Origin of the sequence: Kitasatospora sp. NPDC005751 (genome assembly GCF_040630835.1) — a bacterium.
Taxonomy (GTDB): domain Bacteria; phylum Actinomycetota; class Actinomycetes; order Streptomycetales; family Streptomycetaceae; genus Kitasatospora.
In genome coordinates this window covers 257021-275843 of sequence record NZ_JBEXYC010000002.1, presented here as the reverse complement: position 1 = coordinate 275843, position 18823 = coordinate 257021, and the positions used below count along the sequence as shown (strand labels likewise).

Genomic DNA, 18823 nt, shown 5'->3' with positions numbered 1-18823 from the left:
CGGAGCCGAGTGGCCCGCCGGTGCCGCCCTCCCGTAGCCCCCGCCACCCACCGGTCCCGCCCCGGAGCCGAGTGGCCCGCCGGTGCCGCCCTCCCGTAGCCCCCGCCACCCACCGGTCCCGCCCCGGAGCCGAGTGGCCCGCCGGTGCCGCCCTCCCGTGGCCCTCGCTACCACCGGTCCCGCCCCGCGGCCCGAGCCGGGTGGCCCACCGGCGCCGGCCTTCGGTAGCCCCCGCCACCCACCCGACCCGCCCCGAGCCGAAGGGGCGCGCCGGTGCCGAAAGGGAGAAGCGAGGACGACCGAGGTACGAGGGCGTTGGAGCGCCGACCGTCGGCACCGGATCAAGCGCCCCGGAGGCGAGCGGGCGACGGATCAGTGCGCCGTGCCGCTGAGTTGGAGGCCGATCACCCCGGCGATGACCAGGGAGATCGAGACCAGCTTGAGCACCGAGGTGGTCTCGTCCAGGAAGAGCATGCCGTAGATCGCGGTGCCGGCCGCGCCGATGCCGGTCCAGACCGCGTACGCCGGACCGACCGGCAGGCTCTTCAGGGAGAGGGTGAGCAGGCCGAAGCTGCTGAGGGCGAAGACGCAGAAGCTGATGGTGGGCCAGAGCTTGGTGAAGCCTTCGCTGAGCTTGAGGTTGATCGCGAAGCCGGTCTCCAGGAGGCCGGCCAGGATCACCAGGGCCCATGCCATCGCGTGCTCTCCCTGTCGATCGACGGGCCGGGCCGTGATCCGGCCCGACTTTCCTATGATCACCAGGCTGGCCCGCTCCGACACCTCGAACGCGGCGAAAACGGCCGGGGCCGCGCCGTCAGTCGCCCTCGCGGGTCTCCTTGCTCGCCAGCAGACGGCGCAACGAGTACAGCCGGGCCTGCTCCGCGTGGCCGTCCGCGACCCAGGCGTCCAGCGCGCAGTCCGGTTCGTCGTGGCTGCACGCGCGCGGGCAGTCGACGGTGCCGGGCTCCAGGTCGGGGAAGGCGTGGATGACCCGGGACGGGTCGATGTGCGAGAGGCCGAAGGAGCGGAACCCCGGGGTGTCGATCACCCAGCCCGGGTCGAGCGCCTTCTTCGAGCCCGGCTTGGCGCCCGGGGGCGGCGGCAGCCGCAGCGCCAGCGCCGACACGGTGGTGTGCCGGCCGCGACCGGTCACCGCGTTGACCACCCCGGTGGTCCGCTGGTGGAGCGGCACCAGGGCGTTGACCAGGGTGGTCTTGCCGACGCCGGAGTGGCCGATGAACACCGTCGAGCGGCCGCGCAGGTGCGCCCGGACCGCCTCGGCGCCCTCGGTGGCCAGCTCGTCCCGCCGGGTCACCACGTAGTTGATGCCGAGCGGGGCGTAGGACTCCAGCAGCGGCTCGGCCGGGGCCAGGTCGGACTTGGTGAGCACCAGCAGCGGCTCCATGCCGGCGTCGTACGCGGCCACCAGGCAGCGGTCGATCAGCCGGGGCCGGGGCTCCGGGTCGGCCAGCGCGGTGACGATGGCCAACTGCTGGGCGTTGGCGACGACGATCCGCTCGAACGGGTCGTCGTCGTCCGCGGTCCGGCGCAGCACCGAGGTGCGCTCCTCGACCCGGACGATCCGGGCCAGGGTGTCGGCGTCCCCCGAGAGGTCGCCGACGATGTTGACGATGTCGCCGACGACGACGCCCTTGCGGCCCAGCTCACGGGCCTTCATGGCGACGATCTCGCGCTCCTGCTTCGTTCCGACGTCCAGCAGGCAGGTCAGCCGGCCGCGGTCGACGGTGAGCACCATCGCCTCGGCCGCGTCGTCGTGTTTGGGCCGGATCCGGGTCCGCGGCCGGGAGCCCCGGCGGGCGGGGCGGTTGCGGATGTCGTCCTCGTCGGCGTCCTTGCCGTAGCGGCGCATGTGCCCAGTCTCCCGCTCAGCCGCCCACCACTGCTCCGCCGAGCAACTCGTCCCACATCCTCGGGAAGTCCGGCAAGGTCTTGGCGGTGGTGGCCACGTTCTCCACCTGGACCCCCTCGACGGCCAGCCCGATCACCGCGGCCGCGGTGGCCAGGCGGTGGTCCTCGTAGGTGTGGAACACGCCGCCGCGCAGCGCGCGCGGGCGGATCCGCAGGCCGTCCTCGGTCTCGGTGACGTCGCCGCCGAGGTCGTTGATCTCCTTGGCCAGCGCGGCCAGCCGGTCCGTCTCGTGCATCCGCAGGTGTGCGATGCCGTACAGGTGGGACTCGGAGTCGGCGAGCGCGGCGACGGCGGCGATCACCGGGGTGAGCTCGCCGACGTCGTGCAGGTCCGCCTCGATGCCGTGGATCCGGCCGGTGCCGGTGAACTGCAGGCCCTCGTCGGTGAACTCGCAGACGCCGCCCATCCGGGTGTAGATGTCGCGCAGCTGGTCGCCGGGCTGGGTGGTGTGCTTCGGCCAGTCGCGGACGGTCACCCGACCGCCGGTGACCAGGGCGGCGGCGAAGAACGGCGCCGCGTTGGAGAGGTCCGGCTCGACCACCATGTCGCGGCCGAGCAGGGCGCCGGGGGTGACCCGCCAGACGTCCTTCTCGCCGCCGTCCTCCGGGGCGTCCACCTGGGCGCCGGCCAGCCGCAGCATCTCGACCGTCATCCGGATGTGCGGCAGCGAGGGGACCGGTCCGCCGACGTGGCGGACCTCGACGCCCTGGTTGTACCGGGCGCCGGAGAGCAGCAGGGCGGAGACGAACTGCGAGGAGGAGGAGGCGTCCAGCTCCACCACGCCGCCGTCCAGCGCGCCGGTGCCGTGCACGGTGAGCGGGAAGGCGCCGCGGCCGCCGTCGTCGATCCGGGCGCCGAGCGCGCGCAGGGCGTTGATCACGCCGTGCTGGGGGCGCTCGTAGCTGCGCGGGTCGCCGTCGAAGTGCACCGGGCCGTCGGCGAGGACGGCGAGCGGGGGGAGGAAGCGCATGACCGTGCCCGCGTTGCCGACGTCCACGGAGGCCGGGCCGCGCAGTGCGGGGGCCGGGATGACCCGCCAGGCCTCCCCGCCGCCGAGGCCGCCGGAGTCGTTGTTGACCTGCTCCTCGATGCCGACCCCGAGCGCCCGCAGGCCGTCGGCCATCAGCTGGGAGTCGCGGCTGCGCAGCGGGCGCCGCACCCAGCCGGGTTCGGTGGAGAGGGCGGCCAGCACCAGAGCCCGGTTGGTGACCGACTTGGAGCCGGGGATGGTGACGGTGGCGTCAACGGGGGTGGTCGCGACGGGGGCGGGCCACAGGGTCTCGGTCATGGGGCAAGTTTAGGGGCCGTACGGGAACTGTCCGCTCCGCGGCCGGATGGCGGGACGGGCCGGCCGGCGGGGCACCGTCGGCCCCGCGGCTCACAGCGGGGACAGCAGCCAGCTCGCGCCGAGACCCAGGCAGGCCAGCGCGGTGACCAGGAAGAGGAACACCCAGGCGAGCCCGGGAACGCCGGTGAGCCGGGCGAGCTGGTCGGCGTCGGAGTCCCCGCCCTGGCCGCGCCGGCGCTGGTGCTGCAGCTCCAGGACCGGGCGGACGGCGCCGAGCAGCAGGAACCAGCTGCCGAGGCAGGCGAAGCCGGCCTGGACGTCGGTGCTGCCGAACCAGGAGACCAGGAAGAAGGCGGCGCCGGCGAGCAGCACGGTGAGGAAGCCGAAGGCGTTGCGGATCCGGACCAGCAGGGCCAGCAGCAGGGCTATCGCGAGCCAGAGCAGCAGGGTGATCCGGTCGGCCGCGAGCAGTGCGGCGCAGCCGAGGCCGAGCAGGGCGGGGGCGCAGTAGCCGGCGGCGGCGGTGAGCACCATGCCCGGCCCGGTGGGGCGGCCGTAGGAGAGGGTGAGGCCGGAGGTGTCCGAGTGCAGCCGGATGCCCGCGAGCTTGCGGCGGGTGGCCAGGGCGGCCAGGCCGTGTCCGCCCTCGTGGGCGATGGTGATCGCGTTGCGGGCGAACCGCCAGAGCGGGCGGGCCGCCACCAGGAGCAGGGCGGCGGCGCCGGTGGCCAGGGTGAGCCAGCCCGGCGGGGCGGGCTGGGTGCCGGTGACGCGGTCCCACACCTCGCCGATGCTCTGTGCGTCCATGCCCGCTCCCGTTCTCGTCCGGCCCGGTCCGGGGCGGCCGCGGTCGGCCGGCCCGGGTGGCAGCCTCCCATGCGGGGACGGCCGGGCGGGAGGCCGCGGTTCGCACTTCGGGATGAGGAAGTGCTGAGAGCGGCGGTCGTGGCAAGCTGACGGCATGTGCGGTCGCTTCGCCTCCAGCCTCCGGCCCGAGGACCTCGTCGAGCTCTTCGGCGTCCAGCAGTGGGACCCGGTCGAGACGCTGGCACCCAGTTGGAACGTCGCGCCGACCGAGCGCGCCTTCGTGGTGCTGGAACGGCAGCGCAGGGGTGAGCCGGCCCCGGTCCGGCAGTTGCGGGTGCTGCGCTGGGGCCTGGTGCCGCAGTGGGCGAAGTCGCCCGAGACCGCGGTGAAGATGATCAACGCCCGCTCGGACACGGTGCACGAGAAGCCCTCGTACCGGCAGGCCCTCGCCTCCCGGCGGTGCATCCTGCCGGTCGACGGCTACTACGAGTGGCAGACCCTGCCGGGCGAGCGCGGCAAGCCCCGGAAGAAGCCGTTCTTCGTCTCCCGGGCCGACGGCGGCCCGCTGGCGCTGGCCGGGCTGTACGAGTTCTGGCGCAACCGGGCGGTGCCCGCGGACCACCCGGAGGCCTGGCTGGTGACCTTCACCGTCGTCACCACCGAGGCGGAGGAGCTGCTGGCCCCGATCCACGAGCGGATGCCGCTCTTCCTGGACCGGGAGTCCTACGACGACTGGCTGGACCCGGGCCTGGTGGACCCGGACGCGATACGCCCGCTGCTGGTCCCGCCGCCGCCCGGCGCGCTGCTGGCCACGCCGGTCTCGCCGGCGGTCGGCAGCATCCGCAACAACGGTCCCGAGCTGACCCGGCCGTGGGTCGAGGCCGAGCACGAGACCACCCTCTTCTGAATTCTGAGCACCGCTTCCCGCCGGCGCGCCTCGTCGGCACCGCTCTCCGAGCACTGGAGTCCACGCCGTGACGCAGGAACTCGTCCCCACCCCCGCCGGGGACGCCCGGATCAGTTACCACCCGGCGGCCGCGCCGAAGGCGCTGCTCGCGCTCGGCCACGGCGCCGGCGGCGGGATCGGCGCGCGCGACCTGGTGGCGCTGGCCGCGGCGCTGCCGCCGCGCGGGATCACGGTGGCACTGGTCGAGCAGCCCTGGCGGGTGGCCGGGAAGCGGCTGGGGCCGGCGCCCAGGACGCTGGACACCGGGTGGACGCCGGTCGCCGAGCGCCTCGCCGGGCAGGGGGTGCCGCTGGTCGTCGGCGGGCGCAGCGCCGGGGCCCGGGTGGCCTGCCGGACGGGCGCCGCCACCGGCGCGGCCGGGGTGGTGGCGCTGGCGTTCCCGCTGCACCCGCCGGGCAAGCCGGAGAAGAGCCGGGCCGCGGAGCTGCTGGAGTCGGGGCTGCCGACGCTGGTGGTGCAGAGCGTGGCGGATCCGTTCGGCGGGCCGGCCGAGTTCCCGGCGCTGCCGGCCGGGCACCGGATGGTGCCGGTGCCCTACGGCAGCCACGGCTTCGAGGTGCCGAAGCGGGCGCCCACCGGGCAGGACGAGGTGCTGGAGCTGATCACCGGGGCGGTCGGCGACTGGGTGCTCGGGCTGCTCTGAGCCGCCCGGGAACGCACGGTCGCGAACCGCTCACCCGTGCGGGTGAAAACCTGCCGGGGGCCGGGAATGCGGGCGCCCTCGGCATGGTTGACACCCTCGTCAGCTTGAGTCCCGGACGGAAGGCAGCACAGATGGGTTCGATCGCGTGCCCCGAGCGGCCGGAGGAGCGCGAGGCCTCCGCGGCCTTCACCCCTTCCTGGTCGGAGTGGATTGCCGCGGGCGAGAAGCCCGTCAGCCCGATATCCTCCATTTCGGGGCGGCCCGCTGTGGGCGGCCATGCCGAGGAGGTGGGTCCGGTCGTCGGGACCGAGCACGAGGCCGAGCCGGGCCGGGGCCCGGAGGAGAGCCTGCCCGCGGGCGAGGCGCTCACCGGTGAGGAGCTGGCCGAGGCGATCGGTGAGGACACCTTCCGGGTGTCCGCGGCGGAGAGCGAGGCGGCCCGGCGGGAGCGCTTCGAGCGCGACGCCCTGGGCTACCTGGATCCGATGTACTCCGCCGCGCTGCGGATGACCCGCAATCCGGCCGATGCGGAGGACCTCCTCCAGGAGGCGTTCGCGAAGGCGTACGCGTCGTTCCACCAGTTCCGCGAGGGCACCAACCTCAAGGCCTGGCTGTACCGCATCCTCACCAACACGTTCATCAACTCGTACCGCAAGAAGCAGCGGGAGCCCCAGCGGACCGCCGCCGAGGAGATCGAGGACTGGCAGCTGGCCCGGGCCGAGTCGCACATGTCGACGGGTCTGCGCTCGGCCGAGACCCAGGCGCTCGACCACCTCCCGGACAGCGATGTGAAGGACGCCCTCCAGGCCATCCCGGAGGAGTTCCGCATCGCCGTCTATCTCGCGGACGTCGAGGGCTTTGCGTACAAGGAGATCGCGGACATCATGGGTACTCCCATCGGTACGGTGATGTCCCGGCTGCACCGCGGCCGCCGTCAGCTGCGCGGCATGCTGGAGGACTACGCCCGTGAGCGCGGGCTGGTCCCGGCCGGCAGCGGGGCAGGGCAGGAAGCGAAGGGCTCGGGCTCATGAGCTGCGGCGATCCGCACGACACCGAGTGTGGCGAGGTCCTCGACCACCTCTACGAATTCCTCGACAACGAGATGGCCGAGGGCGACTACGACAAGCTGCGGGTGCACTTCGAGGAGTGCTCGCCCTGCTTGGAGAAGTACGGCCTGGAGCAGGCCATCAAGGCGCTGATCAAGCGGTGCTGCGGCTGCGACGACACCCCGGCCGACCTGCGGGGCAAGGTGCTGGCCAGGATCGACTCGATCCGGGCCGGGCAGCGCTCCGGCGAGGCGGTGGTGGTCGCCGTGGACGCCGCGGCCGAGGCGCACGGCGACAGCGAGCAGGGCCGGCCGCCCGCGAAGGCCTCCGCCGAGGCGGCGGCCAGGCCCGGTACGCCGGTCGAGGCGGGCGCTCCGGCGGAGTGAGCACGCCGCCGTCCCACGGCGGGCCGTCCACCCGAGGACCAGGCGACCCCCGGAGCGTGCGCTCCGGGGGTCGCTCCGTCTCTGCTTGCGGGCGCCCTCACTCGTTCGAGTGAGTTGGTGGTGCGCCAACTGCGGCATTCCGCGATCATGCGCCCCGACGCCGGAACGGCGGCCTATCCTCCTGACGGACGCTCACCGCCGGTAGCCCGGTGCGCTGAGCGCGGAGCGGGCCAGGACGGCGGGGAGGTCGAGATCGCTACCGACAGTGGAGGAACGGACCTGCCGACGGGCGCGGTGTGCTACCTCGTGGCCGTCCCGGTGGCGGCGCTCTGCTGCCTGCTGCCCCTGCTGCCGGGGCCCGTCCCGGCCGCCGTGCCACGCTGGCTCGGCGCTCCGGTGGACTGGCCCAAGGTCGGCCTGCTGGCCTTTCTGCACGGCTGCTGGGAATCGCTGGCGCAGGGCCAGCCCACCCCCTGCCGACGGCTGCTCCGGGCCCTGCTGGGCCGGCCGCCGCTGCCCTCCCGGCCACCGGCCCGGCCCCTGGCCAACGCCTTCTTCCCGGTGCTGTTCGCCGGGGTGCTGATGCTCGCCCCGGCCGCCGCCGCCCTGGTCGCGGTGCCGATCGCACTGTTCGGCAACACCGAGCCGGACTGCCGCCGGCGCCAGGTGTGGAACGGCGCCCAGCTCGCCCTCTCCGCCTTCGCCGCCTCGGCGGTCTTCCACCTGCTCGCCGGACCGCAGCTGCTGCTCGGCTCCCGCTTCCCGGCCGCGCTGCTCCCCGGGGCCGCCGCGCTGGCCGCGTTCTGCCTGGCCAACGGGGTGCTGGTGGGCGGCATGCTGGTGCTGGCCGAGGGCCGGCGGGCGAGTGTCCTGCTGCTCGGCCCGGTCGCCGCGTTCGGGCTGCCGGTGCTGGTGCACGCGGCCGGCGGGCTGATGGTCGCGGTGCTCTGGCAGGGCCCGTACGGGGCCTTCGCGGCGCTGCTGGCCCTGCTGCCGCTCTCCATCTCGGCCTGGGTGTTCGCCCAGGGCCACCGCGAGCGGGACGCCCACCAGGCCACCGTCCAGGCGCTGGTGCAGGCCGTGGAGATCAAGGACTCCTACACCCGGGGGCACAGCGAACGCGTGGGCAAGGCCGCGGTGCTGATCGCCGGTCAGCTGGGCATGGAGGCCGAGCGGCTGCGTACCCTCCGGTTCGCGGGCATCCTGCACGACGTCGGCAAGCTCGGCGTGGCCACCGAGCTGCTGCGCAGGAACGGTCCCCTCGACGAGGCCGAGCGGCGGGCCGTCGAGGTGCACCCGGTGCACGGCTACGAGCTGGTGCGCGGCATCGTCTTCCTCGGCGAGGCGCACGCCGGGATCCTGCACCACCACGAGCGGATGGACGGCCGGGGCTACCCGAGCGGGCTGGCGGGCGAGCAGATCCCCGAGTTCGCCCGGATCATCTCGGTCGCCGACGCCTTCGACTCGATGACCTCCACCCGGTCCTACCGGCGCGGCCGGCCGGTCACCGAGGCGGTGGCCGAGCTGGAGCGCTGCTCGGGCAGCCAGTTCGACCCGGTGATGGTGCGGGCGCTGGTCGACGCGCTCGCCGTGCACGACTGGCAGCCGGTGCTGCCCCCCGACGACGACTGCATCCGGGCGGTGCCCGACATCCCGCTGGGCGTGCCCGAACCGGTGCGGCCGGGCCCGGGCCGGGTGCCCGCCCAGGGCGGCACCGTGCCGACGGCCGGACCGTCGTGAGCGCCCGCCCGCCGGCCGGCGGGGTGGCCGCGGTGCACGCCGCGGCCGTCGTGCTGCTGGCGTTCTCGTTCGGCGCGGTGGCGGTGCGCGGGATGGCCGAGCCCGGGGTGGCGCTGGCGTTCACCGTGCTGATCGCGCTCGGCGAGTGCGTCCGGATCACTCTTCCGGGCGATCGCGAGCAGGCACCGATCGGTGCCGCCGGTGCGCTGGCGTACGCCCTGCTGGGGCCGCTGCGCGGGCTGCCCACCGCGCACGGCGTGCTCCAGGCGGTCGCGGTGACCGGCGCGGGGCTACTGCTGGCGCTGCTCCCGGCGGTGGCGCTGCCCCGCGGGGCCCGGCGGCCGCGGCGAGCGCCGTGGCGGGACCGGGCCCGGCTCGACGGCGCCGCCCGGCGGCTGCTCGGGGCCGGGTTCGCGGCCGCGATCTTCCAGCCGCTCTACAACAGCGGAGTGGTCGACCGGTTCTCGGCGGACGGCCCCGCCTACGGGGTGTTCCTCACGGTGGTGGCGGCGCTGGCCGCGCTCTGCGACGCCACCCTGGCGGCGGTGCTGCGGCGGGCCCGGAGCGGGCTGCGGTTCCCGGCGGCGCTGGAGGACGAGCTGCGGTCGCTGTTCGGGATCGGCTCGGCGATCGCCGCCACCGGGATGCTGGTCAGCCTGGCGGCGGGCGAGGTCGGGCTCTGGGCGCTCCCGCTGTTCTGCGCGCCCCTGCTGCTGGCGCAGGTGTCGTTCCGGCGGGCCGCCGCCGTCCGGGCCACCACCGGGCAGACCATCGCCAGCCTGGCCAAGGCCACCGAGGTGGCCGGCTACACCCCGTACGGCCACGCCCGCCGGGTCGCCGACACGGCGTGCGCGGTCGGCCGCGAGCTGGGGCTGAGCACCCGCGAGCTCGCCCTGCTGGAGTACGCCGCGCTGATGCACGACATCGGGCAGCTGTCGCTGGTCGAGCCGGTGCCGGACGGGGCGACGGCGCTGCTCCCGGAGGAGGAGCAGCAGCGGATCGCCCGGCTGGGCAGCGAGGTGATCCGGCGGACGGGGGTGCCGCGGCAGGTCGCCGAGCAGGTCGCCCGGCTGGCCGATCCCTGGCCCGGGCGGCCCGACCCGGACGAGCGGGCGGTGCCGCTGGCGGCCCGGATCATCCGGGTGGCGAACGCGCACGACGACCTGCTGACGGCGGCGCGCGGGCGCGGGGTGGAGGAGGTGGTGGGGCGGCTGGAGGTGCTGGAGGTGCTGCGGCTGGGGCGGGGCCGGATCTACGACGGACGGGTCGTGGACGCGCTGGTGAGGGTGCGGGGGTAGGGGAGGGGCGCGCGGCGGGTGGGGGCGGCGGGCGCTGTTCAGGGGTTGGGGTTGAGGCGGGGCGTCGGGGCGGGCAGGCTGGGTAGGGGTGGGGCCGGGAGCGGCCGGAACCCCGGCTGCGGGGAGCGCGGGCGACGGCGGGCGTGGTTGGATGCGGTCGTAGCGTGGAACACCGACCCGGGGCACCGGGCCCGTGGCAGCGGGAGCGGACACGGGACTTGAGCGGACGACGACGGCAGGGACGAACGTGAGGATCTTCCACCGGGCACGGCACCGGCCGTCCGCCACCTGGCGGCAGACGACCGATCGGGCTTTCACGCTGATCGGCGACGGCCGCTACGAGGACGCGGGCGCCCTGCTGGTGATGGCGGCCGATCTGGAGCCGTGGCTGTCGGACTCCTGGTTCAACCTCGCGCTGTTGCACAAGTTCCGGCGGGACTGGGAGCAGGCGCGGGCGGCCGGCCTGCGGGCGGTGGCGCTGCTGGACCGCGAGCAGGGCGCCCCCGACTGGTGGAACCTGGGGATCACGGCGACGGCGCTGCAGGACTGGCCGCTGGCGCGGCGGGCCTGGCAGGCGTACGGGCTGCGGCTGCCGGGCGGGGCCGGGGCCCACCCGGACGGCCCGGTCAGCCTGGACCTGGGGACGACGCCGGTGCGGCTGTCGCCGGACGGCGAGTCCGAGGTGGTCTGGGGGCGCCGGCTGGATCCCGCGCGCATCGAGGTGCTGTCCATCCCGCTGCCTTCGTCGGGCCGCCGCTGGGGCGAGGTGGTGCTGCACGACGGCGCCCCGCACGGCGAGCGGGTGACCGACGGGGTGGCGTACCCGGTGTTCGACGAGATCGAGCTGTGGGCGCCCTCCCCGGTGCCGACCTACGTGGTGCTGCTGCAGGCCGCCACCGCGGCGGACCGGGACGCCCTGGAGCGGCTGGTCGCGGACGCGGGGTACGCGGCGGAGGACTGGACGTCGTCGGTGCGGCTGCTCTGTCGGGCGTGTTCGGAGAGCCGGATGGCCTCCGACGACGGGCACACCGCGCACCACGACCCGCACGACGACGGGGACGCGGCCCACCCGGGGCACCTGAGCCATCTGAGCCAGGGCGCCGGCGGGATGTCCTGGCTGGTGGAGCGGGAGTGCGGGATCGCGGCTCCGGCGCTGCTGGTGCGTACGCTGCTGGACCGCTGGGTGGCGGCGGCCCCCGGTACCCGCGCGTACCGGGATCTCGAAGAGGTCTGCTGAGCGGTCCGCTTACCCTTGGTCGGTACGGCCAGACGATCCAGGGAAGCGGAAGACACACAGCGATGGCGGAGCAGCACGACCACCAGCACGACCACGACCACGAGCCCGCGCAGGGTGAGGCCCAGCCGGTGAAGGTGGTCGGCGAGGAGCCGGACCTCTCGAAGGGCACCGCGCGTCCGATCACCGTCTACGGCAACCCGGTGCTGCACCGGGAGGTCAAGACCGTCACGGCCTTCGACGGCGAGCTGTCGGGGCTGATCGACGACATGTTCCAGTCGATGTACGCGGCCGAGGGCGTGGGCCTGGCGGCCAACCAGATCGGCGTGGACCTCAAGGTGTTCGTCTACGACTGCCCGGACGACGAGGGTGTGCGCCACATCGGCCACGTCATCAACCCCGTCCTGGAGGAGCTGCCGGCCGGCAGCAAGCGGGTGCTGGACGACGGCAACGAGGGCTGCCTGTCGGTGCCGACCGCGTACGCCGAGCTGCCCCGGCCGGACTACGCCGCGGTGACCGGCCAGGACAAGGACGGCAACCCGATCCGGGTCGAGGGCACCGGCTTCTTCGCCCGCTGCCTGCAGCACGAGACCGACCACCTGTACGGGTTCCTCTACATCGACAAGCTGTCGAAGCGGGACCGCAAGGACGCGCTGCGGCAGATGGCCGAGGGCACGCCGCGGTACGCGACGGTGTCGAACGGCTGACGTGTCACGGAAGGGCCGGTGCACGCGCACCGGCCCTTCCGCGCGGGTGCCTACCGCGGCACGAACAGCCACTCCGGGCCGTACGTGAAGCGGGGGGCGGCGGGCAGCTTGACGCCGTTGATCTGCTGGGCGGTCCGGCGCATCTGGCCCATCTGCCCGATCGCCGGGCCGATCGAATCGGGGCCGGCGTCGCCCCAGGCGCCTTCGAGGGCGTACAGCATGTCGCTGTAGTGCTGGTTGAAGGTCGCCAGGAGGGTGGCGGTGGGCTGGTCGGGCTCGTTGCCGGGGCTGTTGGCCCAGCCGCCCAGGGGGACCCGGGCGACCGGGGAGGCGTCCGGCAGCGGGACCTCCGGGCCGGTGAACCCGTACTTCTTCGTCCCCTCGTCGAGGACGAGCTTGCGGCCTTCGGCGATCTCCTTGAAGGCGTAGTAGTGGGCGAGTTCGCCCGGGGCGCCGGGGAAGGGGTTCTCCGGCGAGGCGTCCGTGCCCTCGCCCTGCGACTGGATGACGTGGATGGCGGCCAGCACGTCGTCGATGGTGTTCATCGGGACGATGTCGTTGCCGGCGCCGTGGCTCGACCCGAGCGGGAAGCTCACCTGCCGCTGCCCGGTGAGCAGGTGGGCGAAGGTGGGGAAGACGTTCGCGATCCGCTGGTAGAAGGCGCCGATGGTGTTGCCGTCGGCGGCGAAGGCGAGCGGGTGCTCGGGCTTCTCGATGTCGGCGAACAGGCCCGCCGAATCGCGGGTCAGCCCGCTCAGGTAGACCTCCAGGCCGGGGTTGACGCCGCCGGGGAGCTCACCGGGGTACTTGGGGACGGTGAGCGGGTCGGTGAGGACGACCGTGCCGCCGATGCTGGTGAGCATGTTGCAGACCAGGCCGAAGTGCGACATCTCGTCGAAGACGATCTCGCGGATGGTGTGGCGCACCGGCTTGGAGCTGTCGGGGTCGGTGATCGACCAGAGCGCGGTGGCGTAGGGCGGGATCGTGGACAGCTCCAGCATGATCGCCCGCTGGAGCGCGTCCTTGAGTTCCTGCTCCGTCCAGTCCTCCTCCGCCATGCTCATGAGCTGGACGATGGCGTCGCTCCGGTAGTCGAGGATTCCGGTCGGCACGGTGGGCCCCTTTCGTTCGGCTGTGGCCGGACCGTAGCGGGGGACGGCACCGTCCGTATGCGTGCCGTTCCGGTGGGGCCCGGCGGTTTCATTCGGACGAGCGAACGACGCCGCCCCGCCCGGTGCGAACACCGGGCGGGGCGGCGGCTGTTGGCCGGGCCCCCGGAGGAGCGGGACCGGGCGGGCCGGGCGGGCCTAGAAGTCGTCGTCGAAGGAGACCGAGCCCTCGACGGCGACCTGGTACGCGGAGACCCGGCGCTCGAAGAAGTTGGTCAGCTCCTGGACGTTCTGCAGCTCCATGAACCCGAAGGGGTTGGTGGAGCCGTAGCGGATCGGCAGGCCGAGGCGGGCGAGCCGCTGGTCGGCCACCGCCTGCAGGTACTCGCGCATGGACTCGGTGTTCATGCCCGGCAGGCCCTCGCCGCAGAGGTCACGGGCGAACTGGAGCTCGGCCTCGACGGCCTCCTCCAGCATCTCGGTGACCTGCTGGGCCATCTTCTCGTCGAAGAGGTCGGGCTCCTCCTCGCGGACGGTGTCCACCACCGACATCGCGAAGTCCATGTGCATGGACTCGTCCCGGAACACCCAGTTGGTGCCGGTGGCGAGGCCGTGCAGCAGGCCGCGGCTGCGGAACCAGTACACGTACGCGAAGGCGCCGTAGAAGAACAGGCCCTCGACGCAGGCCGCGAAGCAGATCAGGTTGAGGAGGAACGCGCGGCGGTCGTCCTTGCTCCGCAACGAGTCGATGTGGTCGACCGCGTTCATGTACTTGAAGCAGAACTGGGCCTTCTGGTGGATGGAGGGGATGTTCTCCACCGCGGCGAAGGCCGCGTTGCGGTCCTCGGGATCGGGCAGGTAGGTGTCGAGCAGCGTCAGGTAGAACTGGACGTGCACGGCCTCCTCGAACAGCTGCCGGGACAGGTAGAGCCGGGCCTCGGGGGAGTTGATGTGCTTGTAGAGGCTCAGCACCACGTTGTTGGAGACGATCGAGTCACCGGTGGCGAAGAAGGCGACCAGCCGGCCGATCATGTGCCGCTCGCCGTCGCTCAGCTTGGCGAGGTCGGCGACGTCGGAGTGCAGGTCCACCTCCTCGACGGTCCAGGTGTTCTTGATCGCGTCCCGGTAGCGGTCGTAGAACGACGGGTACCGCATCGGCCGCAGGGTCAGCTCGAAGCCGGGGTCGAGCAGCATCTTCTCGCGGTCGGGACGGGCTTCGGGGGTGGTGCTCACTGGCAGGCCTCGCAGGACTCGGGGTTCTCCAGGGAGCAGGCCAGCGCGGCCTCCTCCTCCGGGCTGAGGGTCGGGGACGCCACCGGCACCGGCGCGGCGGCGCGGGCGGTGCCCGAGGCGGCCTGGGCGATCCGGGTGGCGGGCCGCGACCGCAGGTAGTAGGTGGTCTTCAGACCGACCTTCCACGCGTACGCGTACATCGAGCTCAGCTTGCCGATGGTGGGCGCCGCCATGAAGAGGTTCAGCGACTGGCTCTGGTCGATGTACGGCATCCGGGCGGCGGCCAGGTCGATCAGCGCGCGCTGGGGCAGCTCCCAGGCCGTGCGGTACAGCGAACGGACCTCGGCGGGCAGCCAGTTGAGGTCCTGGACGGAGCCGTTGGCGTCGCGCAGCGCGTCCCGGGTCTGCTGGTCCCAGACGCCGAGCTCCTTCAGCTCGCGCACCAGGTACGGGTTGACCTGGAGGAACTCGCCGGAGAGGGTCTCGCGCTTGAACAGGTTGGAGACCTGCGGCTCGATGCACTCGTACACACCGGCGATCGAGGCGATCGTGGCGGTGGGGGCGATGGCGAGCAGCAGCGAGTTGCGCAGACCGGTCTCGGCGATCCGGGCGCGCAGCGCCTCCCAGCGGCCGGCCCAGTGCGGCGCGGCCGAACCGAAGTGGTCGATGTGCAGCTCGCCGCGGGCGGCGCGGGTCTCGCCGTAGGCCTCGTGGCGGCCCAGCTGCTCGGCCAGATCGGCGGAACGCTCGTACGCGGTGAGCATGATGCGCTCGGCGATGAGGGTGGAGAGGGCCTTCGCCTCGGCGGAGTCGAAGTCCAGGCGGAGCTGGAAGAAGACGTCCTGGAGGCCCATCACGCCGAGGCCGACCGGGCGCCAGCGCGAGTTGGACGCGCCGGCCTCGGGGGTCGGGTAGAAGTTGATGTCCACCACGCGGTCGAGGAAGGTGACGGCGGTGCGGACGGTGGCGTCCAGGCGGTCCCAGTCCATCGCGTTCAGCAGGTCGGCGGCGGTGGCGCCGGGGGCGACGTGGGCGCCGAGGTTGACCGAGCCGAGGTTGCAGACGGCGGTCTCGGAGTCGTCCGTGACCTCCAGGATCTCGGTGCAGAGGTTGGAGCTGTGCACCGTGCGGCCGGGCAGCGCGGTCTGGTTGGCGGCGCGGTTGGAGGCGTCCTTGAAGGTCATCCAGCCGTTGCCGGTCTGCGCCAGGGTGCGCATCATCCGGGAGTAGAGGGTCTGCGCCGGGATGGTGCGGACGGCCTTGCCGGCCTGCTCGGCCTTCAGGTACGCCTCGTCGAACTCGGCGCCCCAGAGGTCGACCAGCTCGGGCACGTCGGCGGGGGAGAACAGCGACCAGTCGGCGTTCGCGTTGACGCGGCGCATGAACTCGTCCGGGATCCAGTGCGCCAGGTTGAGGTTGTGGGTGCGGCGCGCCTCCTCACCGGTGTTGTCGCGCAGCTCCAGGAACTCCTCGATGTCCGCGTGCCAGGTCTCCAGGTAGACGCAGGCCGCGCCCTTGCGGCGGCCGCCCTGGTTGACCGCGGCGACCGAGGAGTCGAGGGTGCGCAGGAACGGGACGATGCCGTTGGACTTGCCGTTGGTGCCCCGGATCAGGCTGCCGCGCGAGCGGATCCGCGAGTAGGACAGGCCGATGCCGCCGGCGTGCTTGGAGAGGCGGGCGATCTGGGCGTACCGGGAGTAGATCGAGTCCAGGTTGTCCAGCGGCGAGTCCAGCAGGTAGCAGCTCGACATCTGCGGGTGCTTGGTGCCGGAGTTGAAGAGCGTCGGCGAGGAGGTCAGGTACTCCAGCCGGCTCATCAGGCCGTACAGCTCGGAGACCTCGCGCACCGACTGCTCGTTGTCGCCGACCGCCAGACCACAGGCGACGCGGAGCAGGAACTGCTGCGGGGTCTCGACGACCTTGCGGGTGATCGGGTGGCGCAGCAGGTACCGGGACTGCACGGTGCGCAGGCCGAAGTACTCGAAGCGGCCGTCGCCCTCGGGGTCGATCAGCGCGTTCAGGGCGGTGGCGTGCTTGGCGACGAAGTCGGCGGTGGAGTCGCCGATCAGGCCCTCGGCGTGGCCGACCGCGATCGAGTCCGAGAAGGTGACCGAACCCTGGCTCACCGCCTCGTCGACGATCTCCAGCGCGAGCAGTCGCGCGGCCAGCTTCGAGTACTGCGGGTCCTCGGCGATCATCGACGCTGCGGCGTCCACGGCCAGCCCGCGCAGCTCGGCGAAGTCCGAGCCGGCGTGGCGGCCGCGCAGCGCGGCGGCGGCGACATGGCCGGGGTCCACCTGGGGGAGGTCGGCGCTGCGGTCGGTCAGCAGCCGGAGCAGTGCGCCACCGGGGTCGGACACCGTCGGGTCGACGGGGGCGGAGCTGGAACCCTGGGCGGGCAGGGTGACTGAGGCAGCGGTGGTCAAGGCGCTCTCTCCTGGCGGCGATCGGCGTCGGCGGTGGCTCGGGCCGGACCGTTCGGGGCAGGGGAGCACGGCGCGCCGGCCCGGAGGCGGCGCGCGACGGTGGCATCCCCGGCCCGCCCGCGAGGCCCGGAAGTGGTGCTGGTGCGAAAGGCCTCTGCGGGGAGGCCAGGCGGCACGCCGTCGGCAGGTATTCGGACTCGCGGGCTCTGTCGGAGCCGCCCGCACACCGCTGCGGGGCAGTCCCGGACTCGCACCGGGTTCCCCTGCGTCGACAGCAGGGATGAGCATACATCTAGTGGTGTCCGCTCGATGCGACCCCACATGTTGTGCGGCGTCGCGTGTCGACGTGATCGCAGGTGGTACCGGCGAGAGGCCTTTCCCGGGCTGTTCCGGGGCCGTTCCGGGGCTGCGGCCGGCCCCCGGCCGCCCGCCGCGGGGGCCGGCGCCGGGGGCCGCCGCAGGGTCGTTCCAGGGCCTTCGCGGACCGCGGCGCAGGGCGTCGCCGGGAGTGCCCGGGGCCCGGCCGGTGTTCGGATTCGGAAACGGATCGGCCACCGGGCAGGCCCGCCGTCAGGGGCATGCCCTACGATCTCGGCTCATGAGGGAGCGGAGCCAGCGGGTCGTCGACACCGACGTGATTCGCGGAGCGGCCGCCGAAGGCAGTGAGGGGGGCGCATGAGCGACGGAACGGGCACGCCTGGGGAGTGGAGCGGCCGACCCGGCTCGCCGGGGCAGCAGCCGCACCCTCCCGCCGGGCCGGGTGGCGCGCAGAACCAGCAGCCGGGCACGCCCGGACAGCCGCCGCAGGGCCCGCCGCCCGCGCCGTACCCCGGCGTGCCGCAGCCGGTGCCGCCGGCCCCGGGCGGGTTCGGTCCGCCGCCCGCCTCGTACGGGCCGCCGGTGCCCGCGCCGCAGCCGGTCCAGCCGCCGGTGCCGTCCGTGCCGCAGCCGCCGCAGCAGGTCCAGCCGCCCGTGCCGCAGCCGGTCCCGCAGCAGCAGCCGGTCCCGCAGCAGCCGGCGCCGGTGCAGCCGCAGCCCCAGCCCCCGGTGCACCAGCAGCATGTCCAGCCGCAGCCGCAGCCGCAGCCGCAGCCGCAGCAGCACCAGTGGCAGCCGCAGCCCCAGCACCCCCAGCCCGTGCCGCAGCACGCCGAGCCGGACTGGGCCGCCCTCGCGGACCGGAACGAGGCGGAGGCCAAGCGCAAGGGCCGGACGCGGATCATCGGCGGCGTGGTCGCCCTCCTGGTGGTCGGCGGCCTGGTCGCCGGCGGCCTGCTGTTCCTGAACAAGGGCGACGACAAGAAGCCGGTCGCGGATCCCACCGGCGCCGCCACGGCGGCCACCCAGCCGCCGGCGCCCACGGCGTCCGGCAAGGCGTCCCCGACGGCCACCCCGAGCGCCACGCCCGAGGACCCGTCGAAGCCGCTCTGGGAGGCGACCACCGACCCGGCTCCGCAGGACGCGGCGGCGCTCTTCTCGGCGCTCACCGTGACGGTCAACGGCGCCACCTGGAACCGCACCGTGGTCTCGCTCGACTCGCCCTGCTGGGACGGCAACTCCACGGTCGGCGGCCTCGGCAAGGTCCTCGGTGACCAGGGCTGCCGCCAGGTGCTCCGGGCCACCTACGTCTCCGGCGACAGCGCGGTGACGGTCGGCGTCGCGGTCTTCGACCACAAGCAGCAGGCCGAGACCGCGGTGAAGAACTACGTCGGCCACCTCAAGGGCGCCGCGGCCCCCGGCTCGCCGGCGTTCTGCACCACCCCCGGCTGCACCAACACCAAGGGCACCCTGGGCCGGTACGGCTTCTTCACCGTCGAGGGCTCCGCCAAGGGCGGCAACACCGCGGACGCCGCCGCGACCGCGGCCGCCGCGGGCTTCGACGAGCACGTGAAGAACCAGCTCCTCCAGCGCACCAAGGCGGCGGGCGGCGCACCGGCCGCCACCCCGGCAGGCTGACGGTCCGCCCGGTTCGGCCCGGTTCCGGCCGGGCCCGCCCCGGTTCGCGCCCG

At 73.8% G+C, this 18823-nt stretch carries 16 protein-coding genes and 1 riboswitch; of the genes, 9 read left to right on the top strand and 7 right to left on the bottom strand.

Going from position 1 to position 18823, the window contains the following annotated elements; translation table 11 throughout:
• Positions 1–372 precede the first annotated feature (372 nt).
• The 4 genes from ABZ497_RS03895 to ABZ497_RS03880 form a co-directional block, all read right to left on the bottom strand.
• A complete protein-coding gene (locus ABZ497_RS03895) occupies positions 373–696 on the bottom strand; it encodes a multidrug efflux SMR transporter (protein ID WP_329489522.1) in 324 nt (107 codons plus the stop codon).
• A 118-nt stretch (positions 697–814) separates the two neighbouring features.
• A complete protein-coding gene (gene rsgA, locus ABZ497_RS03890; protein ID WP_329489523.1) occupies positions 815–1870 on the bottom strand; it encodes a ribosome small subunit-dependent GTPase A in 1056 nt (351 codons plus the stop codon).
• A 16-nt stretch (positions 1871–1886) separates the two neighbouring features.
• Positions 1887–3218, bottom strand: a complete 1332-nt coding sequence (aroA, locus tag ABZ497_RS03885) for a 3-phosphoshikimate 1-carboxyvinyltransferase (RefSeq protein ID WP_352293076.1) — start codon at positions 3216–3218, stop codon at positions 1887–1889.
• Between the two features lie 90 nt (positions 3219–3308).
• The gene (locus ABZ497_RS03880) at positions 3309–4025 is read right to left on the bottom strand and encodes a M50 family metallopeptidase (protein ID WP_352293079.1); all 717 of its coding nucleotides are present in this window, start codon (positions 4023–4025) and stop codon (positions 3309–3311) included.
• Positions 4026–4179: 154 nt separating this feature from the next.
• On the opposite strand from ABZ497_RS03880, the gene ABZ497_RS03875 reads away from it, so the two are divergent.
• The 8 genes from ABZ497_RS03875 to def all read left to right on the top strand — a co-directional run bounded on the left by ABZ497_RS03875 (position 4180) and on the right by def (position 12046).
• A complete protein-coding gene (locus ABZ497_RS03875; RefSeq protein WP_329489526.1) occupies positions 4180–4932 on the top strand; it encodes an SOS response-associated peptidase in 753 nt (250 codons plus the stop codon).
• A 67-nt stretch (positions 4933–4999) separates the two neighbouring features.
• Positions 5000–5635, top strand: coding sequence for an alpha/beta family hydrolase (locus tag ABZ497_RS03870; protein WP_359803236.1), 636 nt, complete (start codon positions 5000–5002; stop codon positions 5633–5635).
• Between the two features lie 131 nt (positions 5636–5766).
• Positions 5767–6666 (top strand): sigma-70 family RNA polymerase sigma factor, encoded by a 900-nt coding sequence (locus tag ABZ497_RS03865; protein ID WP_329489528.1) that lies wholly within the window; start codon positions 5767–5769, stop codon positions 6664–6666.
• Positions 6663–7067: a mycothiol system anti-sigma-R factor gene (gene rsrA, locus ABZ497_RS03860; protein WP_329489529.1), complete on the top strand. Its 405-nt coding sequence runs from the start codon at positions 6663–6665 to the stop codon at positions 7065–7067. Before ABZ497_RS03865 ends, rsrA begins: the two co-directional genes overlap by 4 nt.
• A 306-nt stretch (positions 7068–7373) precedes the next feature.
• A complete protein-coding gene (locus tag ABZ497_RS03855; protein WP_359803234.1) occupies positions 7374–8807 on the top strand; it encodes an HD-GYP domain-containing protein in 1434 nt (477 codons plus the stop codon).
• On the top strand, positions 8804–10105 hold the full coding sequence (locus ABZ497_RS03850) for an HD domain-containing protein (protein ID WP_352293086.1): 1302 nt from the start codon (positions 8804–8806) through the stop codon (positions 10103–10105). The genes ABZ497_RS03855 and ABZ497_RS03850 overlap by 4 nt, the downstream gene beginning before the upstream one ends.
• A gap of 247 nt (positions 10106–10352) precedes the next feature.
• A complete protein-coding gene (locus ABZ497_RS03845) occupies positions 10353–11342 on the top strand; it encodes a hypothetical protein (RefSeq protein WP_329489532.1) in 990 nt (329 codons plus the stop codon).
• Between the two features lie 62 nt (positions 11343–11404).
• On the top strand, positions 11405–12046 hold the full coding sequence (gene def, locus ABZ497_RS03840; protein ID WP_352293088.1) for a peptide deformylase: 642 nt from the start codon (positions 11405–11407) through the stop codon (positions 12044–12046).
• A 50-nt stretch (positions 12047–12096) separates the two neighbouring features.
• Here the strand turns inward: def and ABZ497_RS03835 are convergent, their stop codons facing one another.
• The 3 genes from ABZ497_RS03835 to ABZ497_RS03825 form a co-directional block, all read right to left on the bottom strand.
• A complete protein-coding gene (locus ABZ497_RS03835; protein WP_359803231.1) occupies positions 12097–13158 on the bottom strand; it encodes a ferritin-like protein in 1062 nt (353 codons plus the stop codon).
• Positions 13159–13353: 195 nt separating this feature from the next.
• A complete protein-coding gene (locus ABZ497_RS03830; protein WP_329492241.1) occupies positions 13354–14349 on the bottom strand; it encodes a ribonucleotide-diphosphate reductase subunit beta in 996 nt (331 codons plus the stop codon).
• Between the two features lie 35 nt (positions 14350–14384).
• Positions 14385–16790, bottom strand: a complete 2406-nt coding sequence (locus ABZ497_RS03825) for a ribonucleoside-diphosphate reductase subunit alpha (protein ID WP_352293134.1) — start codon at positions 16788–16790, stop codon at positions 14385–14387.
• Between the two features lie 188 nt (positions 16791–16978).
• Positions 16979–17119: riboswitch (cobalamin riboswitch) on the bottom strand.
• Between the two features lie 370 nt (positions 17120–17489).
• Between ABZ497_RS03825 and ABZ497_RS03820 the strand changes: the two genes are divergently transcribed.
• Positions 17490–18770, top strand: coding sequence for a hypothetical protein (locus ABZ497_RS03820; protein WP_359803229.1), 1281 nt, complete (start codon positions 17490–17492; stop codon positions 18768–18770).
• Positions 18771–18823 lie beyond the last annotated feature (53 nt).